The organism is Rhizobium sp. NZLR10 (assembly GCF_019685125.1).
Taxonomy (GTDB): Bacteria; Pseudomonadota; Alphaproteobacteria; order Rhizobiales; family Rhizobiaceae; genus Rhizobium.
In genome coordinates this window covers 39,042-55,454 of sequence record NZ_JABDWE010000018.1, presented here as the reverse complement: position 1 = coordinate 55,454, position 16,413 = coordinate 39,042, and the positions used below count along the sequence as shown (strand labels likewise).

16 protein-coding genes and 1 tRNA gene are annotated in these 16,413 nt (G+C 60.7%); 7 read left to right on the top strand and 10 right to left on the bottom strand.

All coding sequences use genetic code 11. From position 1 onward, the window contains the following. The first annotated feature begins 59 nt into the window (after positions 1 to 59). The 3 genes from rpsO (at position 60) to HJB82_RS24045 (ending at position 3,974) form a co-directional block, all read left to right on the top strand. Positions 60 to 329, top strand: a complete 270-nt coding sequence (rpsO, locus tag HJB82_RS24055; protein ID WP_007634179.1) for a 30S ribosomal protein S15 — start codon at positions 60 to 62, stop codon at positions 327 to 329. Positions 330 to 686: 357 nt separating this feature from the next. Next, positions 687 to 2,825, top strand: coding sequence for a polyribonucleotide nucleotidyltransferase (gene pnp / locus HJB82_RS24050; protein WP_207582405.1), 2,139 nt, complete (start codon positions 687 to 689; stop codon positions 2,823 to 2,825). A gap of 132 nt (positions 2,826 to 2,957) precedes the next feature. Further along, the gene (locus tag HJB82_RS24045) at positions 2,958 to 3,974 is read left to right on the top strand and encodes a class I SAM-dependent methyltransferase (protein ID WP_221132947.1); all 1,017 of its coding nucleotides are present in this window, start codon (positions 2,958 to 2,960) and stop codon (positions 3,972 to 3,974) included. Positions 3,975 to 4,072: 98 nt separating this feature from the next. On the opposite strand, the gene fabI is transcribed toward HJB82_RS24045, so the two are convergent. From fabI to fabA, 3 genes are read right to left on the bottom strand one after another with little or no spacing between them, the layout of a single operon-like run. After that, complete coding sequence (gene fabI, locus HJB82_RS24040) at positions 4,073 to 4,879, bottom strand: enoyl-ACP reductase FabI (protein ID WP_221132946.1); 807 nt, start codon at positions 4,877 to 4,879, stop codon at positions 4,073 to 4,075. A 4-nt stretch (positions 4,880 to 4,883) separates the two neighbouring features. Further along, the gene (fabB, locus tag HJB82_RS24035) at positions 4,884 to 6,116 is read right to left on the bottom strand and encodes a beta-ketoacyl-ACP synthase I (RefSeq protein WP_207582402.1); all 1,233 of its coding nucleotides are present in this window, start codon (positions 6,114 to 6,116) and stop codon (positions 4,884 to 4,886) included. Between the two features lie 43 nt (positions 6,117 to 6,159). Beyond that, a complete protein-coding gene (fabA, locus tag HJB82_RS24030; protein ID WP_007634186.1) occupies positions 6,160 to 6,675 on the bottom strand; it encodes a 3-hydroxyacyl-[acyl-carrier-protein] dehydratase FabA in 516 nt (171 codons plus the stop codon). A gap of 300 nt (positions 6,676 to 6,975) precedes the next feature. Here fabA and irrA point away from each other — a divergent pair, with 300 nt between their 5' ends. Then, positions 6,976 to 7,395 carry an iron response transcriptional regulator IrrA gene (gene irrA / locus HJB82_RS24025; RefSeq protein ID WP_164006019.1) on the top strand — a complete coding sequence of 140 codons (420 nt, stop codon included), beginning with the start codon at positions 6,976 to 6,978 and terminating at the stop codon, positions 7,393 to 7,395. 13 nt (positions 7,396 to 7,408) lie between these two features. On the opposite strand, the gene HJB82_RS24020 is transcribed toward irrA, so the two are convergent. Next, the gene (locus HJB82_RS24020; RefSeq protein WP_221141759.1) at positions 7,409 to 8,044 is read right to left on the bottom strand and encodes a trimeric intracellular cation channel family protein; all 636 of its coding nucleotides are present in this window, start codon (positions 8,042 to 8,044) and stop codon (positions 7,409 to 7,411) included. A 179-nt stretch (positions 8,045 to 8,223) separates the two neighbouring features. Between HJB82_RS24020 and HJB82_RS24015 the strand changes: the two genes are divergently transcribed. Continuing rightward, the gene (locus tag HJB82_RS24015) at positions 8,224 to 8,697 is read left to right on the top strand and encodes a hypothetical protein (protein WP_207582400.1); all 474 of its coding nucleotides are present in this window, start codon (positions 8,224 to 8,226) and stop codon (positions 8,695 to 8,697) included. Between the two features lies 1 nt (position 8,698). Here HJB82_RS24015 and HJB82_RS24010 read toward each other — a convergent pair whose 3' ends face one another. The 5 genes from HJB82_RS24010 to HJB82_RS23990 all read right to left on the bottom strand — a co-directional run bounded on the left by HJB82_RS24010 (position 8,699) and on the right by HJB82_RS23990 (position 11,655). Continuing rightward, complete coding sequence (locus HJB82_RS24010; RefSeq protein ID WP_221141758.1) at positions 8,699 to 9,487, bottom strand: YdcF family protein; 789 nt, start codon at positions 9,485 to 9,487, stop codon at positions 8,699 to 8,701. 68 nt (positions 9,488 to 9,555) lie between these two features. Continuing rightward, complete coding sequence (locus tag HJB82_RS24005; RefSeq protein WP_207582398.1) at positions 9,556 to 10,278, bottom strand: YoaK family protein; 723 nt, start codon at positions 10,276 to 10,278, stop codon at positions 9,556 to 9,558. Positions 10,279 to 10,674: 396 nt separating this feature from the next. Beyond that, positions 10,675 to 10,944 carry a GIY-YIG nuclease family protein gene (locus HJB82_RS24000; RefSeq protein WP_207582397.1) on the bottom strand — a complete coding sequence of 90 codons (270 nt, stop codon included), beginning with the start codon at positions 10,942 to 10,944 and terminating at the stop codon, positions 10,675 to 10,677. Between the two features lie 101 nt (positions 10,945 to 11,045). Beyond that, a tRNA-Ala gene (locus HJB82_RS23995) sits at positions 11,046 to 11,121 on the bottom strand. 150 nt (positions 11,122 to 11,271) lie between these two features. Continuing rightward, positions 11,272 to 11,655, bottom strand: a complete 384-nt coding sequence (locus HJB82_RS23990; RefSeq protein ID WP_207582396.1) for a TIGR02300 family protein — start codon at positions 11,653 to 11,655, stop codon at positions 11,272 to 11,274. 327 nt (positions 11,656 to 11,982) lie between these two features. On the opposite strand from HJB82_RS23990, the gene cmk reads away from it, so the two are divergent. Both cmk and rpsA read left to right on the top strand, forming a co-directional pair. Next, positions 11,983 to 12,630: a (d)CMP kinase gene (cmk, locus tag HJB82_RS23985; protein WP_221133208.1), complete on the top strand. Its 648-nt coding sequence runs from the start codon at positions 11,983 to 11,985 to the stop codon at positions 12,628 to 12,630. A gap of 174 nt (positions 12,631 to 12,804) precedes the next feature. Beyond that, entirely contained in the window at positions 12,805 to 14,508 is a 1,704-nt protein-coding gene (gene rpsA / locus HJB82_RS23980) for a 30S ribosomal protein S1 (RefSeq protein WP_007634197.1), read from the top strand. Positions 14,509 to 14,687: 179 nt separating this feature from the next. Here the strand turns inward: rpsA and HJB82_RS23975 are convergent, their stop codons facing one another. Next, entirely contained in the window at positions 14,688 to 16,247 is a 1,560-nt protein-coding gene (locus tag HJB82_RS23975) for a hypothetical protein (RefSeq protein WP_207582394.1), read from the bottom strand. Positions 16,248 to 16,413: the final 166 nt, after the last annotated feature.

Below are 16,413 nucleotides of genomic sequence, written 5' to 3'. Positions count from 1 at the left end.
GCTGGACGACATCCCGGCTTTTGGCGACCTTTATCTCCTCTCTTAGAAAGGATCACCCGATGTCGATCACTGCTGAGCGCAAGTCTGCGCTGATCAAGGAATACGCAACCGTCGAAGGCGATACCGGTTCTCCGGAAGTCCAGGTCGCGATCCTGACCGAACGCATCAACAACCTGACCGGACACTTCAAGGACCACAAGAAGGATAACCATTCCCGCCGTGGCCTGTTGACGATGGTTTCGAGCCGCCGCTCGCTTCTTGATTATCTCAAGAAGAAGGATGAAGGCCGCTATTCCAAGCTGATTTCCAGCCTGGGTATCCGCCGCTAAGATTGTCCGGCGGGCGCTTTCCAAGTGCCCGCCGGATCTGTTTCGGGACATGGTTCCCGATGAAATGTTCCAGCCGCGCCCTATCTTCAAGCGGTGGAAAAGACCGGCGGACCCGGATGGGCCGGTTCTGCCAAACCAACCGTTGACCTGTCATGGGGCAGGATTGCCGGATGCTTTCGGCCAAGGCTTCTCGAGGCTTTGGCTTGGTTTTCTCAGGGACCCTCGGATTTATCGAGGAAACCAAGGATGAAAAGCCTCCCGTTGTCTTGCCCGTGATACGTCACATTATTTGCGGTCGACTGTGCGCTGCGCCTTGATATCGGCGATGGCGCGTGCTCCCGCATTGAAGGACAAGTCATGTTTAATACCCACACAGTCGAAATCGAGTGGGCCGGCCGCCCGCTGAAGCTCGAAACCGGCAAGATAGCCCGTCAGGCCGACGGCGCGGTTCTCGCCACCTATGGCGAAACCGTGGTTCTCGCCACCGTCGTTTCCGCCAAGGCTCCGAAGCCCGGCCAGGACTTCTTCCCGCTGACGGTCAACTATCAGGAAAAGACCTACGCAGCCGGCAAGATCCCCGGCGGCTACTTCAAGCGCGAAGGTCGTCCGTCTGAAAAGGAAACGCTGGTTTCCCGCCTGATCGACCGCCCGATCCGCCCGCTGTTCCCGGAAGGCTACAAGAACGACACGCAGGTCGTCGTGACCGTCGTTCAGCACGACCTTGAAAACGATCCCGACGTATTGTCGATGGTTGCTGCGTCTGCAGCGCTCACGCTCTCCGGCATTCCCTTCATGGGCCCGGTCGGCGGCGCGCGCGTCGGCTACATCAACGGCGAATATGTTCTCAACCCGCATCTCGACGAGATGGACGAATCGAGCCTCGACCTCGTCGTCGCCGGCACCTACGACGCCGTGCTGATGGTCGAGTCCGAAGCCAAGGAACTGAACGAAGACGTCATGCTCGGCGCCGTCATGTTCGGCCACAAGGGCTTCCAGCCGGTTCTCGACGCGATCATCAAGCTCGCCGAAGTTGCCGCCAAGGAACCGCGTGATTTCCAGCCGGAAGACCATTCCGAACTCGAAGCCGAAATGCTCAAGCATTTTGAAGCTGAACTGCGCGAAGGCTACAAGATCACCCAGAAGGCTGATCGCTATGCAGCCGTCGACGCCGTCAAGGCAAAGGTCAAGTCTCACTTCTTCCCCGAGGGCGTCGAGCCCAAGTACAGCGCCGAAGTCATCGGCGCCGTCTTCAAGCACCTGCAGGCGAAGATCGTTCGCTGGAACATCCTCGACACCAAGAGCCGCATCGACGGCCGCGACCTCGAAACCGTTCGTCCGATCGTTTCGGAAGTCGGCCTCCTGCCGCGCACCCATGGTTCGGCGCTGTTTACCCGCGGTGAAACGCAGGCGATCGTGGTTGCCACGCTTGGCACCGGCGAAGACGAGCAGTATGTCGACAGCCTGACGGGCATGTACAAGGAGCGCTTCCTGCTCCATTACAACTTCCCTCCCTACTCGGTTGGCGAAACCGGCCGCATGGGCTCCCCGGGCCGCCGCGAAATCGGCCACGGCAAGCTCGCATGGCGCGCGATCCGTCCGATGCTGCCGACGCCTGAGCAGTTCCCCTACACGCTGCGCGTCGTCTCCGAAATCACCGAGTCGAACGGCTCGTCCTCGATGGCGACCGTCTGCGGTACTTCGCTCGCTCTGATGGACGCCGGCGTTCCGCTGGCAAAGCCGGTTGCCGGTATCGCCATGGGTCTGATCCTGGAAGGCGATCGCTTCGCCGTCCTCTCCGACATTCTCGGTGACGAAGACCACCTCGGCGATATGGACTTCAAGGTTGCAGGGACCGCCGACGGCATCACCTCGCTGCAGATGGACATCAAGATCGCCGGTATCACCGAAGAGATCATGAAGGTCGCCCTTGGCCAGGCCCAGGGCGGTCGCGCCCACATTCTCGGCGAAATGTCCAAGGCCATCACCGAAAGCCGCGGCCAGCTCGGCGAATTCGCTCCGCGCATCGAAGTCATGAACATCCCGGTCGACAAGATCCGTGAAGTCATCGGCTCCGGCGGCAAGGTCATTCGCGAAATCGTCGAAAAGACCGGCGCGAAGATCAACATCGAGGACGACGGCACCGTCAAGATTGCCTCCTCCTCCGGCAAGGAGATCGAAGCGGCGCGCAAGTGGATCCACTCGATCGTTGCCGAGCCCGAGATCGGCCAGGTCTACGAGGGCACGGTCGTCAAGACCGCCGACTTCGGCGCCTTCGTCAACTTCTTCGGCGCCCGCGACGGCCTCGTCCACATCTCGCAGCTCGCTTCCGAGCGTGTTGCCAAGACGCAGGACGTCGTCAAGGAAGGCGACAAGGTCTGGGTCAAGCTGCTCGGCTTTGATGAACGCGGCAAGGTTCGCCTGTCGATGAAGGTTGTCGACCAGGCCACCGGCCAGGAGATCCCGAACGAGAAGAAGAAGGAAGAAGCGGCCGAATAAGCCGCGCCTTCCAGATTTAATTCCGGGCGCGGGAATGCTTCCGCGCCCTTTTTGTATCCTGGTTTTGCGCATGTCGTGGTCGCAAAACCGCTCAACACCTTTGCGCGACATGCTTTTAACGAGACGAGACCCATGAGCCGCGAGACGCTGAAGACCCTGTTCCATCCCTTTGCCAGCGACACAGTCGCGGTGCCCAGTGAGGGCGAGCGCGTGCTCTTCCTCGGCGCCGAGGCCGGCTTTGCGCTGCCGGACGGCTTTGCCGCCTCGCTCAGCGCCGTCCAGGGCTTCCGGCCGCTCTACCGGCAGCTGCTGGCGCAGCGGATCGAAGCAAAGCCCGAGATCGACGGCGAGGACTACGATGCCGCCCTGGTGCTCTGCACGAAGCACAAGGGCGAGAACGAGGCCAATCTCGCCGCGGCAATCGCCCGCACGCGGGTCGGCGGCCTGATCGTCGTTGCCGGCGCCAAGGAAGACGGCATCCAGCCGCTGCGCAAGCGCCTTGAAGGTTTCAACCTCGCAATCGACCATATGCCGAAATATCACGGTGTAGCCTTCTGGTTCGGCCGCCCTGCCGATGGCGACGACATCGTCTCCAAGCTGGTAAAGGCGCCGGTGCGCGTCGACGGCCGATTCCATGCGACCGCCGGCATGTTCTCGCATGACCGGATCGATGCCGGGTCGGAACTGCTCGCCTCGCGGCTGCCGCAGGATTTTACCGGCGACGTTGCGGATTTCGGCGCCGGATGGGGTTATCTCTCCGTCGAGATGGCGCAGAAGTCGCGCGGACTGACCCGCCTCGACCTCTACGAGGCCGATCACGCGGCTCTGGAGGCTGCGAGGGATAATCTGGCGGAGAACTGCCCGAAAGCGCCTGCGCGCTTTTTCTGGCATGATCTGGCGGGAGAGCCGGTCAAGGACAAATACGATCTCGTCATTATGAACCCGCCCTTCCACGAAGGGCACGCCGCCGATCCGGCTCTCGGCCAGGCAATGATCAAGACAGCCGCATCCGCGCTTCGCGGCGGCGGCCGCCTGATGCTCGTCGCCAATCGCGGGCTGCCCTACGAGCCGGTTCTGGCGGCGAATTTCAGGGAAAGCGGCGAAACCTGCCGCAACGCCCGTTTCAAGGTGCTGTGGGCGAAGAAGTAAGGGTCAGGGCTCGAACCGTTCCCTTTCGTCGATCGAAAGAAAAAAGGCCGTGCGCACCATCTGCGCACGGCCTTTTGAGTTTCAGATCGAGATAGCAGCTAGTCGACGTCCGCCCTGCGCAGCGTGTCCAGCGTCGGCATGGAGGTGACATTGAAGCCGGCGTCGACGAAATGGATTTCGCCGGTGACGCCGGCGGAAAGGTCGGAGAGCAGGTAGAGAGCCGAACCGCCGACCTGATCGATGGTCACGGACTTGCGCAGCGGCGCATTGCGCTGGTTCCAGGAAAGGATCGCGCGCGCATCGGAGATGCCGGCGCCGGCCAGCGTCCGGATCGGGCCGGCTGATATGGCGTTGACGCGGATGCCGCGCGGACCGTAATCGGCGGCGAGATAACGCACCGAAGCCTCGAGCGCTGCCTTGGCGACGCCCATGACGTTGTAATTCGGGATCACGCGCGTCGAACCGTTATAGGTCAGTGTCAGCATCGCACCGCCGTCTTCCATCAACGGAGCACAGCGCTTGGCGATCTCGGTGAAGGAGAAACAGGAAATGACCATGGTGCGGCTGAAATTCTCCCGCGTCGTATCGGCGTAGAGACCCTTCAGCTCGTTCTTGTCGGAAAAACCGATGGCGTGGACGATGAAATCGAGTTTGCCCCAGCGCTCGCTGATCGCGTCGACCACGGTATCGACCGAGGCGACGTCCTCGACATCGCAGGGCAGCACGAAATCCGAGCCGACTTCGGCAGCCAGCGGCTTGACGCGCTTGCCCAGCGCATCGCCCTGATAGGTGAAGGCGAGTTCCGCACCCTGTGCGGCGAGAGCTTTTGAAATCCCCCAGGCGATCGAATGGTTGTTTGCGACGCCCATGATGAGGCCGCGCTTACCCTGCATGATTCCCGACATGTTATTATCCGTTATAACGCTGGAAGACCAGCGTGGCGTTGGTGCCGCCGAAGCCGAAGGAGTTGGAGAGGGCGATATCGATCTTCGCATCGTCGATACGCTTGCGCACGATCGGCACGCCTTCGAATTCCGGATCGAGCTCTGAGATATGAGCGCTTTCGCCGATGAAGCCATGTTGCATCATCAACAGGGAATAGATCGATTCCTGCACGCCGGCAGCGCCGAGCGAATGACCGGTCAGCGACTTGGTCGACTGAATATGCGGGATCTTGGCGCCGAATACCTCGCGGATGGCGCCGATTTCCTTGCTGTCGCCGACCGGCGTCGAGGTGCCGTGGGTGTTGACGTAGTCGACATCGCCTTTGACGGTGGCGAGCGCCTGGCGCATACAGCGGATGGCGCCCTCGCCCGAGGGGGCGACCATGTCGTAGCCATCCGAGGTTGCGCCGTAGCCGACGATTTCGGCGTAGATCTTGGCGCCGCGGGCCTTGGCGTGCTCCAGCTCCTCGAGCACCAGCACGCCGGCGCCGCCGGCGATGACAAAACCGTCGCGGTTGACATCATAGGCGCGCGAAGCGGTATCGGGCGTATCGTTGTACTTGGAGGACATGGCGCCCATGGCGTCGAAGAGGTTGGACATGGTCCAATCGAGATCCTCGTGGCCGCCGGCAAACATCACGTCCTGCTTGCCCCACTGGATCATCTCGGCGGCGTTGCCGATGCAATGCGCCGATGTCGAGCAGGCAGACGAGATCGAATAATTGACGCCGTGGATCTTGAACCAGGTGGCAAGCGTCGCCGATGCGGTCGAGGACATCGCCTTCGGCACGGCGAAGGGGCCGATGCGCTTCGGGCTGTTGTTCTTCACGGTGATCTCAGCCGCCTCGATCAGGGTGCGGGTGGACGGACCGCCGGAGCCCATGATGATGCCGGTGCGCTCGTTCTGAGCGTAGTCCTTCTCTTCCAGCCCGGAATCGGCAAGTGCCTGCTTCATGGCGACATGGTTCCAGGCGCCGCCCTGCGACAGGAAGCGCATGGCGCGGCGATCGACCAGTTCCGCCAGCTCTGCCGAACCGAGCTTGGGGCTGCCCCAGACCTGGCACCTGAAGCCGTGCTCTGCGAAATCGCTGGAGAAGGAGATACCGGACTTTGCCTGCCGCAAGGATTCGGTGACTTCGGCGGCGTCGTTTCCGATCGAGGACACCACACCCAGACCCGTGACAACTACCCGTCTCATCTGATCAAACCTTTTTTGTTTCGTGAGCCGCTTGAGATACGGTTCAGGCCGTCTTGTCTTTCGAGAGACCGACGCGAAGATCGGCCGCCTGGTATATGGTCTCGCCGTCAGCCTTCAGCCAGCCGTCGGCCGTGCCGAGGACCAGACGGCCGCGCATGACACGCTTGAAGTCGATGCCGTATTCGATCAGCTTCGTCTGGGGCCGGACCATGCCCTTGAATTTCACTTCGCCTGTCGACAGGGCCATGCCGCGGCCTGCCTCGCCGAGCCAGCCCAGGAAGAAGCCGGTCAGCTGCCACATGCCATCAAGGCCGAGGCAGCCCGGCATAATCGGATTGCCTTCGAAATGGCAGGGAAAATACCAATCGTCAGGGCGTACGTCGTATTCGGCCCTGAGATAACCCTTGTCGAAAGTCCCGCCCGTTTCGGAAATATCGGTGATGCGGTGAACCATCAGCATGGGCGGCAGGGGAAGCTGCGCATTGCCGGGCCCGAACAGCTCGCCATGTGCGCAGGCGATGAGTTCGTCGTACGAGAAGCTGGACTGTCTTGTCGTCATAAAGTTTCTTTTCCCTCCCGCGTGAGCCCATGGTTATGAACATGTAGTCCAGATTCTTCAGAAAATGAAGCACGAGCAAGGCAGCTTCATTCACGGTCCCGGACCAAGCTTGCGCTATTATTTGGTGGTCGCATACAGGAAGGCCAGGGCTGCGACCAGACCTATTTGCGTCAAAAGCCCGTTTTGGCCGCGTTTATCAGGCTCTTGTCCCCATTGAACTATTGAAAGGCTCCGGTGCAAAAGTTATACCGCTTGAAGAAACATGATTGAATTATGCAGGAATAACCGGAGTTGGTTTTGATGACGGGTGCACTCCCGATCGCAATAGAGGTAAGGCTGCGCGGCGCGGGCCTGCGCCCCACCCGCCAGCGTGTCGCGCTCGGCGACCTCCTGTTTGCCAAGGGCGACCGGCATCTGACCGTTGAGGAACTGCATGAGGAGGCGGTTGCAGCCGGCGTTCCGGTGTCGCTGGCAACGGTCTACAACACGCTGCACCAATTCACTGAAGCCGGTCTCATCCGCGTTCTCGCCGTCGAGAGCGCCAGGACCTATTTCGACACCAATGTTTCCGACCACCACCATTTCTTCGTCGAAGGCGAAAACGAGGTACTCGATATTCCGGTCAGCAACCTGACGATCGCAAACCTGCCGGAGCCGCCGGAGGGGATGGAAATCGCCCATGTCGACGTGGTGATCCGTCTGCGGGCGAAGCAGGGCTGACGACACCGCTTCTTCACATCACATCGTCGGGATGCCGGCCGGGCTTGTGCCTGTAAGTCGGGAAGGTCCAGCCGAACCACAGTGCTCCGCCGCGCACCGCAAAGGCCGCCACGACGCCGCAGGCAGACGCCAGATAGAGCGGCATTCCCAGCGCATTGGCGAGCGTGAACACACCGGCGCCGACGAGGGCTGCGGTGACGTATATTTCCGGCCGCAAGAGCACCGAAGGCTCGTTTGCCATCAGATCGCGCAGAATGCCGCCGAAGGTCGCCGTCAGCGTGCCGGTGACGATCGCGATGGTCGGCGAACCGGTGGCGGCAAGGCCCTTGGCGGCGCCGAGCACGCAATAGGCGGCAAGACCGATCGCATCCAGCCAGATCAGCAGCCGATAGCGCGATTCCAGCAGGTGGGCGGTGAAGAAAACGACGACGCCCATGACGCAGCAGACGAGGATATAGGCGGGGTTCAGCACCCAAAAGACCGGCACGCGGCCGAGCACGATATCGCGCACGGTGCCGCCGCCGGTTCCCGTGACCATGGCGAAAAATAGAAAGCCGATCAGGTCCAGCTGCTTGCGCGAGGCGGCAAGCGCGCCTGTCGCAGCAAACAGCGCAATGCCGGCATAATCGAGATAAACGAGCAAGGACATGCGGCCCCCAGAACCGGCTTATGTTTTTGCCGAAAGAACCATGATGGCAAGGGCGGCGCAAGGCGGCGGCGCCATAAAGCCAAAGTCTTTATACGATGCATGCCGTTGTCCCAAATCCGCTGCACACATTCGGGCGACATGCATCAGGCTGCAGAGCCTTTATCCAAAAGAGGAAAGCCGTGAAAACGCTGGTGCTCGCCGTTCTGAATATCGTCCTGCTGCTTTTCACGCCGGCTGTCGCCTTCGGCCAGCAATCGCTGATTTCCGATCCGGAGATCTACGAGAAGAAACATTTCCAGGAGCAGTGCAAGACGGCCGAGTTCGCCGACGGCTTCATCATCCGGCAGGACATCAACAATGACGGCCTGATCGATGCGGTGGTCAACGAGGGCCAGCTGACCTGCGACGGGCAGAAGGGGCCGCAGTGCAATGACGACGGCTGCACCTATAATTTCTATCTTCAGGTGGCGGAAGGCGGTTATTTCATGATCGCGACGGCGCAGATCTATGGCTACGACTTCGTCCAGCGCTTCGGCAACATGGTGCTGGCAATGAAGATGCATCCGCGTTTCTGCGACCGCACCGAAGGTGATCCCTGCACGGTGACGGCCCGCGTGCGCGGCACGAAATTCGTCACCATTTCAAAAAAGTAACTCAGCCCGGATAGAGCTCCGATGTCCGGCCGGCGAGATAATAGCCGACCAGGCCGTACCATTCGCGGATCGCCGTCGCCATGTTCTGGGCGTTGAGGCTCGGCTGGGTGAAATCCAACCCCGGCCTCACCTCACCGTCGGTGCGATAATCGGTCGGCCAGGGCACGATATCGATGCCGAGCTTGCGGAAGATGCCGACGGAGCGCGGCATATGAAAACCCGAGGTGATCAGCAGGCAATTGGCAAGCCCCTGGCTTGCGAGGAATTCCTTGGTGTTGACGGCGTTTTCGAAGGTGGTGCGCGATTGCTTCTCCTCGATCAGGCGATCCCTGCCGACGCCGAAGAGCGGGAAGAACCGCTCGGATGCCGCCGCATCGCCTTCGTAGATGCCCGAAAGCGAGCCGTCGCCGCCCGACACCAGAATGCGCGACTGCGGAAATTTCTGTGCGAGCCGCAGAGCTTCGACGAAGCGGTCGGCCGCGGCGTTGAATTCTATGCCATGGCGCGCCGTGTTCACCTCGTTTTCGAAAGCACCGCCGAGCACGATCATGCATTGCAGGCTATCCGGATCGGCGGCGGGCTTGGCGAAGCGCTGCTCGAGACCCTGCATCATGAGGTTGCCGGCCGTGGTGTAGAGCGTGACGAAGAGGATAAGGGCCGAACCGGCTGCGCCGAGGATACTTAAGGTACGCCAGCGCAAAAGGCCGGCAATGAGGGCAATGATGAGGAGGAAGAATGCCAGCGACAACGGCTGAGCGAAAATCCAGACGAGCTTCGAAATCAGGAACAAGACCTACTCCTTGAGGATGGGCGGCGGTCCTTCCTATCCGATTCGACGGTAACAGGAATGCGACGGCTCTATTTCGCCCGCGCGACGGCCGATCGATGCGGCGCGATCTTCTGGTTGAAGCGCCGCTGAAGCGGCCGGGGGATGAACATGGCGGCAAGCGCAAGCACCATCGCAAAAAGGGAGACCAGCCACAGCGCATACGCGCCGGTCAGTCGCGTCACGAGGGCGCCGGCAATCGCCCCGAGCAGCATGCCGCCCCAGGGCACGATCTGGATCGTCCATTCGATACGGCGATCGCCGATGATCCAGCGGCCGATGCCGCGGCCGAAGCGCGACAGTGCGCCTGTGACATAAGTCAGCCCGATCGGCAGGCCCTCGATTTGCTCGACGGCGGCGTTCACCATGCCCATGGCAAGAACGATCAAATAGAAGCGCGACAGCAGCAAGTTTTGCATCGTCATCATCGAAGCAAGTGCCAGGACGAGGCCGACGCATCCAAGCACCACGAAAATGCGGCGTTGCGAAAAATGGGCGACTACAATGCCGGCCGCATTGCCGAGCACGAAAACCAGAATGGCGGAGATCAGTACCGCCGCGTGATAAAGGTTGCCCTGGCTCAAGGCCAATGCCGCCCGCGTCGTATTGCCGGTCATGAAGGAGACGAAATCGCCGGTCAGCAGCAGGCCGGTCGCATCGGTCATGCCGGCAAGAAACGAAATCGAGCCAACGAGGGCGATCCCGGTCATGGTCCGTCGGGTGCGGATGAGGCGACGGCGTCGTGCTCTGGTCATTGCGGAGGGTCCTGGGGCCGAATCGCTGAGATGCGGCAGAAGGATAATTCCTTTTGTTGAGGAATTGGCAAAGACGACTGCGGTTGGCTGATGCCACGCTCGGAAATGCTACTCTGAGAGACACCAGGAAAGAAGTGGTGATGCCCTGTTTTGCCGACAGGTCGGAGAGAAGCACGGCCGTCAGCTGAGGGAGCATAGGTCGGCTCGCTTGTTCTCACAGAACGACGGCGATCCGTTGCTGGGTACGCACCTTGGGCGCTTTCCTGGGCAATCGCCTTTCCCGTCTTACTATTGGTGCTGCCGGTGATGAAGCCGGTGACAGCGGTTATCGTCGAGATGTGAGGCTCGAGGCGCCGGTGGGCTGTGGGAGCGGCCTGCCGGGGCGACGCGGGGCGGTTAGAGTTTACCTGGATCCGAATGCGGCTGGACCAGTCTCTTGCTGGCAAAAGCCCTGCCGGAATGCGATTTCAGATATGCTTCGAATTCAAGCGCTTTGTGTTTGTCAGGAAAGGCGCAATACCAGAACAAAATCCATGGTGCGAATTTGGCCGTGTGGGTGGATTTTCCGGCATTGTGAGCGGCGAACCGTTGTTTCAGATCTGCGGTGGACCCGGTATATTCCTGATCGAGAAAATCGACGCTGCGGAGAATATAGACATACCACATCAGCGTTTCAGCCCGTCGTCGCCCTTCGGGCTATGCCGGGCACTGCTTCGGCCTAACGGTTTCTCGCGGCTGCGCCACGCGAAGCCCGTAAGGGCGAAGCGTGGTGGAGCTAAGCGGGATCGAACCGCTGACCTCTTGCATGCCATGCAAGCGCTCTCCCAGCTGAGCTATAGCCCCATCAAGGTGGTCCGGCGCAGGGCCGGTCCTGGGATACTCCTCAAGGCGTGCCCTTCGGAGTGGCGGCTTATTACTTCCGGTTTTCGGAGATAGCAAGCCTAAAAAATCCGGCCCGGAGAATTTTTTCCTCACCGGGCCGAAATGCAGTGGTCAGACTTCGTCGTCGTCGCCGGTCACGCCGATGATGTCGCTCATGTCATCGTCGTCATCGTCTTCGTCGGGTGTGAGGAAGGTATCGTCGTCGTCATCGCCTTCGATTTCGACATCGTCATCGCCGATATCGGGGATGTCGTCGCCGCTTGCGGCCTCATCGGCATCTTCCAGCGAAACCAGTTCGACTTCGGTGTTTTCAGTATCGACTTCCGCGACCTCGTCTTCCTCGGCAACCTCGGCGATCGCCGAGGTTTCCTGGAAGAAGGACAGGGGGTAGGACTTGCCGGTATAAGGAGAAACGACCGGATCCCGGTTCAGATCATAAAACTTCTTGCCGGTTTCCGGATCGGTACGCTTGGTTCCAAGTTCCGCTTTCGCCACTATAAGCCTCGTGAGAATGGCCGAATGCGAGATTCGGCAAATGCCGATCAAGCCGGCGTTCCATCGGAATTTATAAGCCGGTCCCCTTAATCGCTGTGGCTTCCCATGTCAAAGCCAAACTTTATGATCAGAGCGCAGGCTATTTCCGCCGCCGCCGGATGACCGGCCGGCGGGTGTATGGTAACGAGCCGCGGCAGCCGCAGAACGTAGCGAAGATTGTCGCCGAAAAGGACGGCCTTGCGAAGGAAATGCTATGCGTTTACAAATGATTACGCCATGCTTGGCTCCAGCCAGAGCCTGTAAGCCCGCTGCTCCAGGATTGATCACATGACAACGAAGACCTTCACCATCGCCATCGATGGCCCGGCGGCGGCCGGCAAGGGCACGCTTTCGCGCCGCATCGCCGAGCGATACGGCTTCCATCATCTGGATACCGGCCTGACCTATCGCGCCACAGCCAAGGCGCTGCTCGACGCCGGCCTGCCGCTCGACGACGAGGCGGTGGCGGAAAAGATCGCGCGGGAGGTTGAACTCGCTGGATTGGATCGCGATATACTTTCCAAACATGAGATCGGCGAAGCCGCCTCGAAGATTGCCGTGATGCCGGCGGTGCGCCGGGCGCTGGTCGAGGCGCAGCGGCGGTTTTCGATAAAGGCGCCGGGAACCGTGCTCGACGGGCGTGATATCGGCACGGTCGTCTGCCCGGATGCGCCTATCAAACTCTATGTAACGGCGACGCCGGAGGTCCGTGCAAGACGCCGTTACGACGAGATCCTCGGCAAGGGGGCGACGGCCGATTTCGATGCGATTTTCGAAGACGTCAAACGGCGCGACGAACGCGACATGGGACGGGCCGACAGCCCTTTGAAACCAGCTGATGATGCGCACTTGCTTGATACGTCGGAAATGAGTATAGAGGCCGCGTTTCAAGCTGCACAATCGATCATCGATGCGGTCTTGAGCCGAAATGCCTAAATTGAAGCGATTTTGCATGCTCAGGAGCATGGATCGCTGTTAATGCAGCCTGAAATTCCGTCCAAGCGCCGGATTGCCCTCGTGAAAGAGGGCGGACTGGGTTCAGGCCCGTTCAACGCAAACCAACCGGCGCGTACGTGTCCGCTTCGCTATTCAGGACACGCAGGAGATTTTATGTCAGTAGCTACTCCCTCTCGCGAGGATTTCGCGGCCCTTCTCGAAGAGTCTTTTGCCAAGAACGATCTGGCCGAAGGCTATGTTACCAAGGGTATCGTCACGGGCATCGAAAAGGATGTCGCCGTTGTTGACGTCGGCCTGAAGGTCGAAGGCCGCATCGCGCTCAAGGAATTCGGCGCCCGCGCCAAGGACGGCCAGCTCAAGGTTGGCGATGAAGTCGAAGTTTACGTTGAGCGTATCGAAAACGCGCTCGGCGAAGCAGTTCTGTCGCGCGAGAAGGCTCGCCGCGAAGAAAGCTGGGTCAAGCTCGAAGCCAAGTTCGAAGCCGGCGAGCGCGTCGAAGGTGTGATCTTCAACCAGGTCAAGGGTGGCTTCACGGTCGACCTCGACGGTGCGATCGCCTTCCTGCCACGTTCGCAGGTCGATATCCGCCCGATCCGCGACGTCACTCCGCTGATGCATAACCCGCAGCCCTTCGAAATCCTCAAGATGGACAAGCGCCGCGGCAACATCGTGGTTTCGCGCCGTACGGTTCTGGAAGAGTCCCGTGCCGAGCAGCGTTCTGAAATCGTTCAGAACCTCGAAGAAGGCCAGGTTGTCGACGGCGTTGTCAAGAACATCACCGATTACGGTGCGTTCGTCGACCTCGGCGGCATCGACGGCCTGCTGCACGTCACCGACATGGCATGGCGCCGTGTGAACCATCCGTCGGAAATCCTGAACATCGGCCAGCAGGTCAAGGTTCAGATCATCCGCATCAACCAGGAAACCCATCGCATCTCGCTCGGCATGAAGCAGCTCGAGAGCGATCCGTGGGATGGCATCCAGGCCAAGTATCCGGAAGGCAAGAAGATTTCCGGTACCGTTACGAATATCACCGACTACGGTGCGTTCGTCGAGCTGGAGCCGGGCATCGAAGGCCTGATCCATATCTCGGAAATGTCCTGGACCAAGAAGAACGTTCACCCCGGCAAGATCCTGTCGACCACCCAGGAAGTCGAAGTCGTCGTTCTCGAAGTCGATCCGTCCAAGCGCCGTATCTCGCTCGGCCTCAAGCAGACGCTGGAAAACCCGTGGGCAGCATTCGCCCGCAGCCATCCGGCCGGCACTGAAGTCGAAGGCGAAGTCAAGAACAAGACCGAATTCGGCCTGTTCATCGGCCTCGACGGCGATGTCGACGGCATGGTGCACCTCTCCGACCTCGACTGGAACCGTCCGGGCGAACAGGTCATCGAGGAGTTCAACAAGGGTGACGTCGTCAAGGCCGTCGTTCTCGACGTCGATGTCGAGAAGGAACGCATCTCGCTCGGCATCAAGCAGCTCGGCAAGGATGCAGTCGGCGACGCCGCTGCATCAGGCGACCTGCGCAAGAATGCAGTCGTTTCCTGCGAAGTCATCGCAGTCAACGATGGCGGCGTTGAAGTGAAGCTCGTCAACCACGAGGACATCACTTCCTTCATCCGCCGCGCTGACCTTGCCCGCGACCGCGACGAACAGCGCCCTGAGCGCTTCTCGGTCGGCCAGGTCTTCGACGCCCGCGTCACCAACTTCTCCAAGAAGGACCGCAAGATCATGCTGTCCATCAAGGCTCTGGAGATTGCGGAAGAGAAGGAAGCCGTTGCCCAGTTCGGTTCGTCCGACAGCGGCGCTTCGCTCGGCGACATCCTGGGCGCAGCCCTGAAGAACCGTGGCGGCGAATAAGCCTCGCATCCGCCTTTTGAATTGAAGAACCCGCCGGAGCGATCCGGCGGGTTCTTCATTTTCGGGCTAGAGCGCGTCGCATCAAAGTTGATCTAGCGCGGCGCTTTGGTCCTTGGTTTTTATGCATTTCGTTATCCCGGAACCGCTGCACGCTTCCTGATGACTTGGATTATGGAAATTTATTCCCAGCCGACCATGCGCTGATAGAGCGCATAAACAGGGTCTTCGGCCGCGCCTGGCTGATGTGGCGTCGGCTCGGAATCAATCATCCTCGGCGTCCTGCGCTCAGGTGCCGCGTTGGCAGCTTCCAGATCGGGCGTGGCATCCCCGCTGCCCGATTGCGCCTGCTGCTGATCCTCCTGCTGCTGGTCTGGCGGTGCCCCATCGTGGTGGTGCTGATGCTGGTGGCTCGTTTCACCGGCCTTCTCGTTCGACGGAACATCCTTGGCGAACTGATAAGGCAGCTGCGTATAGGCAAGCCCCTCCGGCATTCTTGCGGCCAGCGGCAGATAGGACGCCTCGGCCGTCTCGGAAATCGGCATCATTGGCGGTGGCGCGGCGATCTCTTTCGGCTGACGGGCAGCCGCAGTCACGATCTCGGTATCCATCGGCGAAGGGTGAAGCGCTGCGGACTGGCGCGCATCCGGTGCTGCGAACTCCGCCGGCTGCCTGGTCAAGGTTTCGGTCGCATCGCTGATGACGGCTTCGTCGAGGATCACATCGATCTCAACGGCCGCCTCGACGGGACCATCCTCCACGACGGCTTCAATATCCTGCTCGCCGATGATGGTGACAATCATCGCGGAGACCTCTTCGGTCATCGAAGCGACAATTCCTGCCCAGTTCCTGGGAATGACGGGATCGCCCTTTTCCAACACCGCGCGAGGCTGGATGGCAGACGCCTCCGGCGTTTCCCGCGCGTCCTCGGTCGCTGTGGCTTCGGTCGGCAAGGCCGGCGCGGCTTCGATCTCCTGCGGCGCGGATTTTTCCGGGGCGACCTCGCTTGCCGCCGCCGACGCGGACTGAGCCCGGTTTTGAGGCTGCTGCGTTTCCGGATCTTCTGCGTCCACGGCCTCGGCGACGACCACTTCCTCGGCGGTCGCCAGAGCCGCGGCCTCGATCAGCAAACTGGCCGGCGCGGATAGCTTGTCTGCCGGCTGGCGCGTGGCGGCAGACCCACGATCCTCATGAAGTTGGATCTCAGGACGAGCTTCGGCGCGCATCGGCGAAGCGTCGTTCTGGCCGTAGGAGCGGACGACGGCGCGGGCGGCGAGATCGCGATCCTTGTAGCGGACGATTTCCAGATAGGCGACGATGCGGGCTGCTTCCGGGCCTGTGGGGTTCTTCAGGGCTGCGGCGATCATCCGGAGCGGCAGGCTATGGCCCTCTGCGGTGAATTGGCGCTCGACCTCGTCGATCCTGAGAGCCGGCAGCCGCTGGATGGCATCGGCGAGCCGGGAGGCGAAGGCAAGATTGGTCTCGTCCTCGCCGCGATCCAGCGAGATCGCGCGGCCGGCGGCATCGATGGCATCGAAAAGGGCTTCGACCATGCGCTCACGCGCGGCAAGGAGCAGGATATTGAGCTTGCCGGCAATGGCGGAATTCAGGTCGGCGGCTTCGACGGGATTGACAGGCGCCGGCGCAATCACAGAACGGCCGAGGCCGCCGGCGACGATCGCCGCAGTCTGGCCTTGGGACGAAAAGCTTGCATTGGACGCTGCACGAACGGGAGTCAACATGGCATGCTCCTTTCGCAAAGTGACGATGAAAGCAGGCTCTATAAAAGGACCGCGCTCATCCGGCCCCCTTGCATCCCAGCAGATCCTCCTGTCCGCATGACGCAATAGCCGCGTCATCGAAATGCATAAACATTAATGGGAATTTTAGGAAAGAGGCGTTAACGAA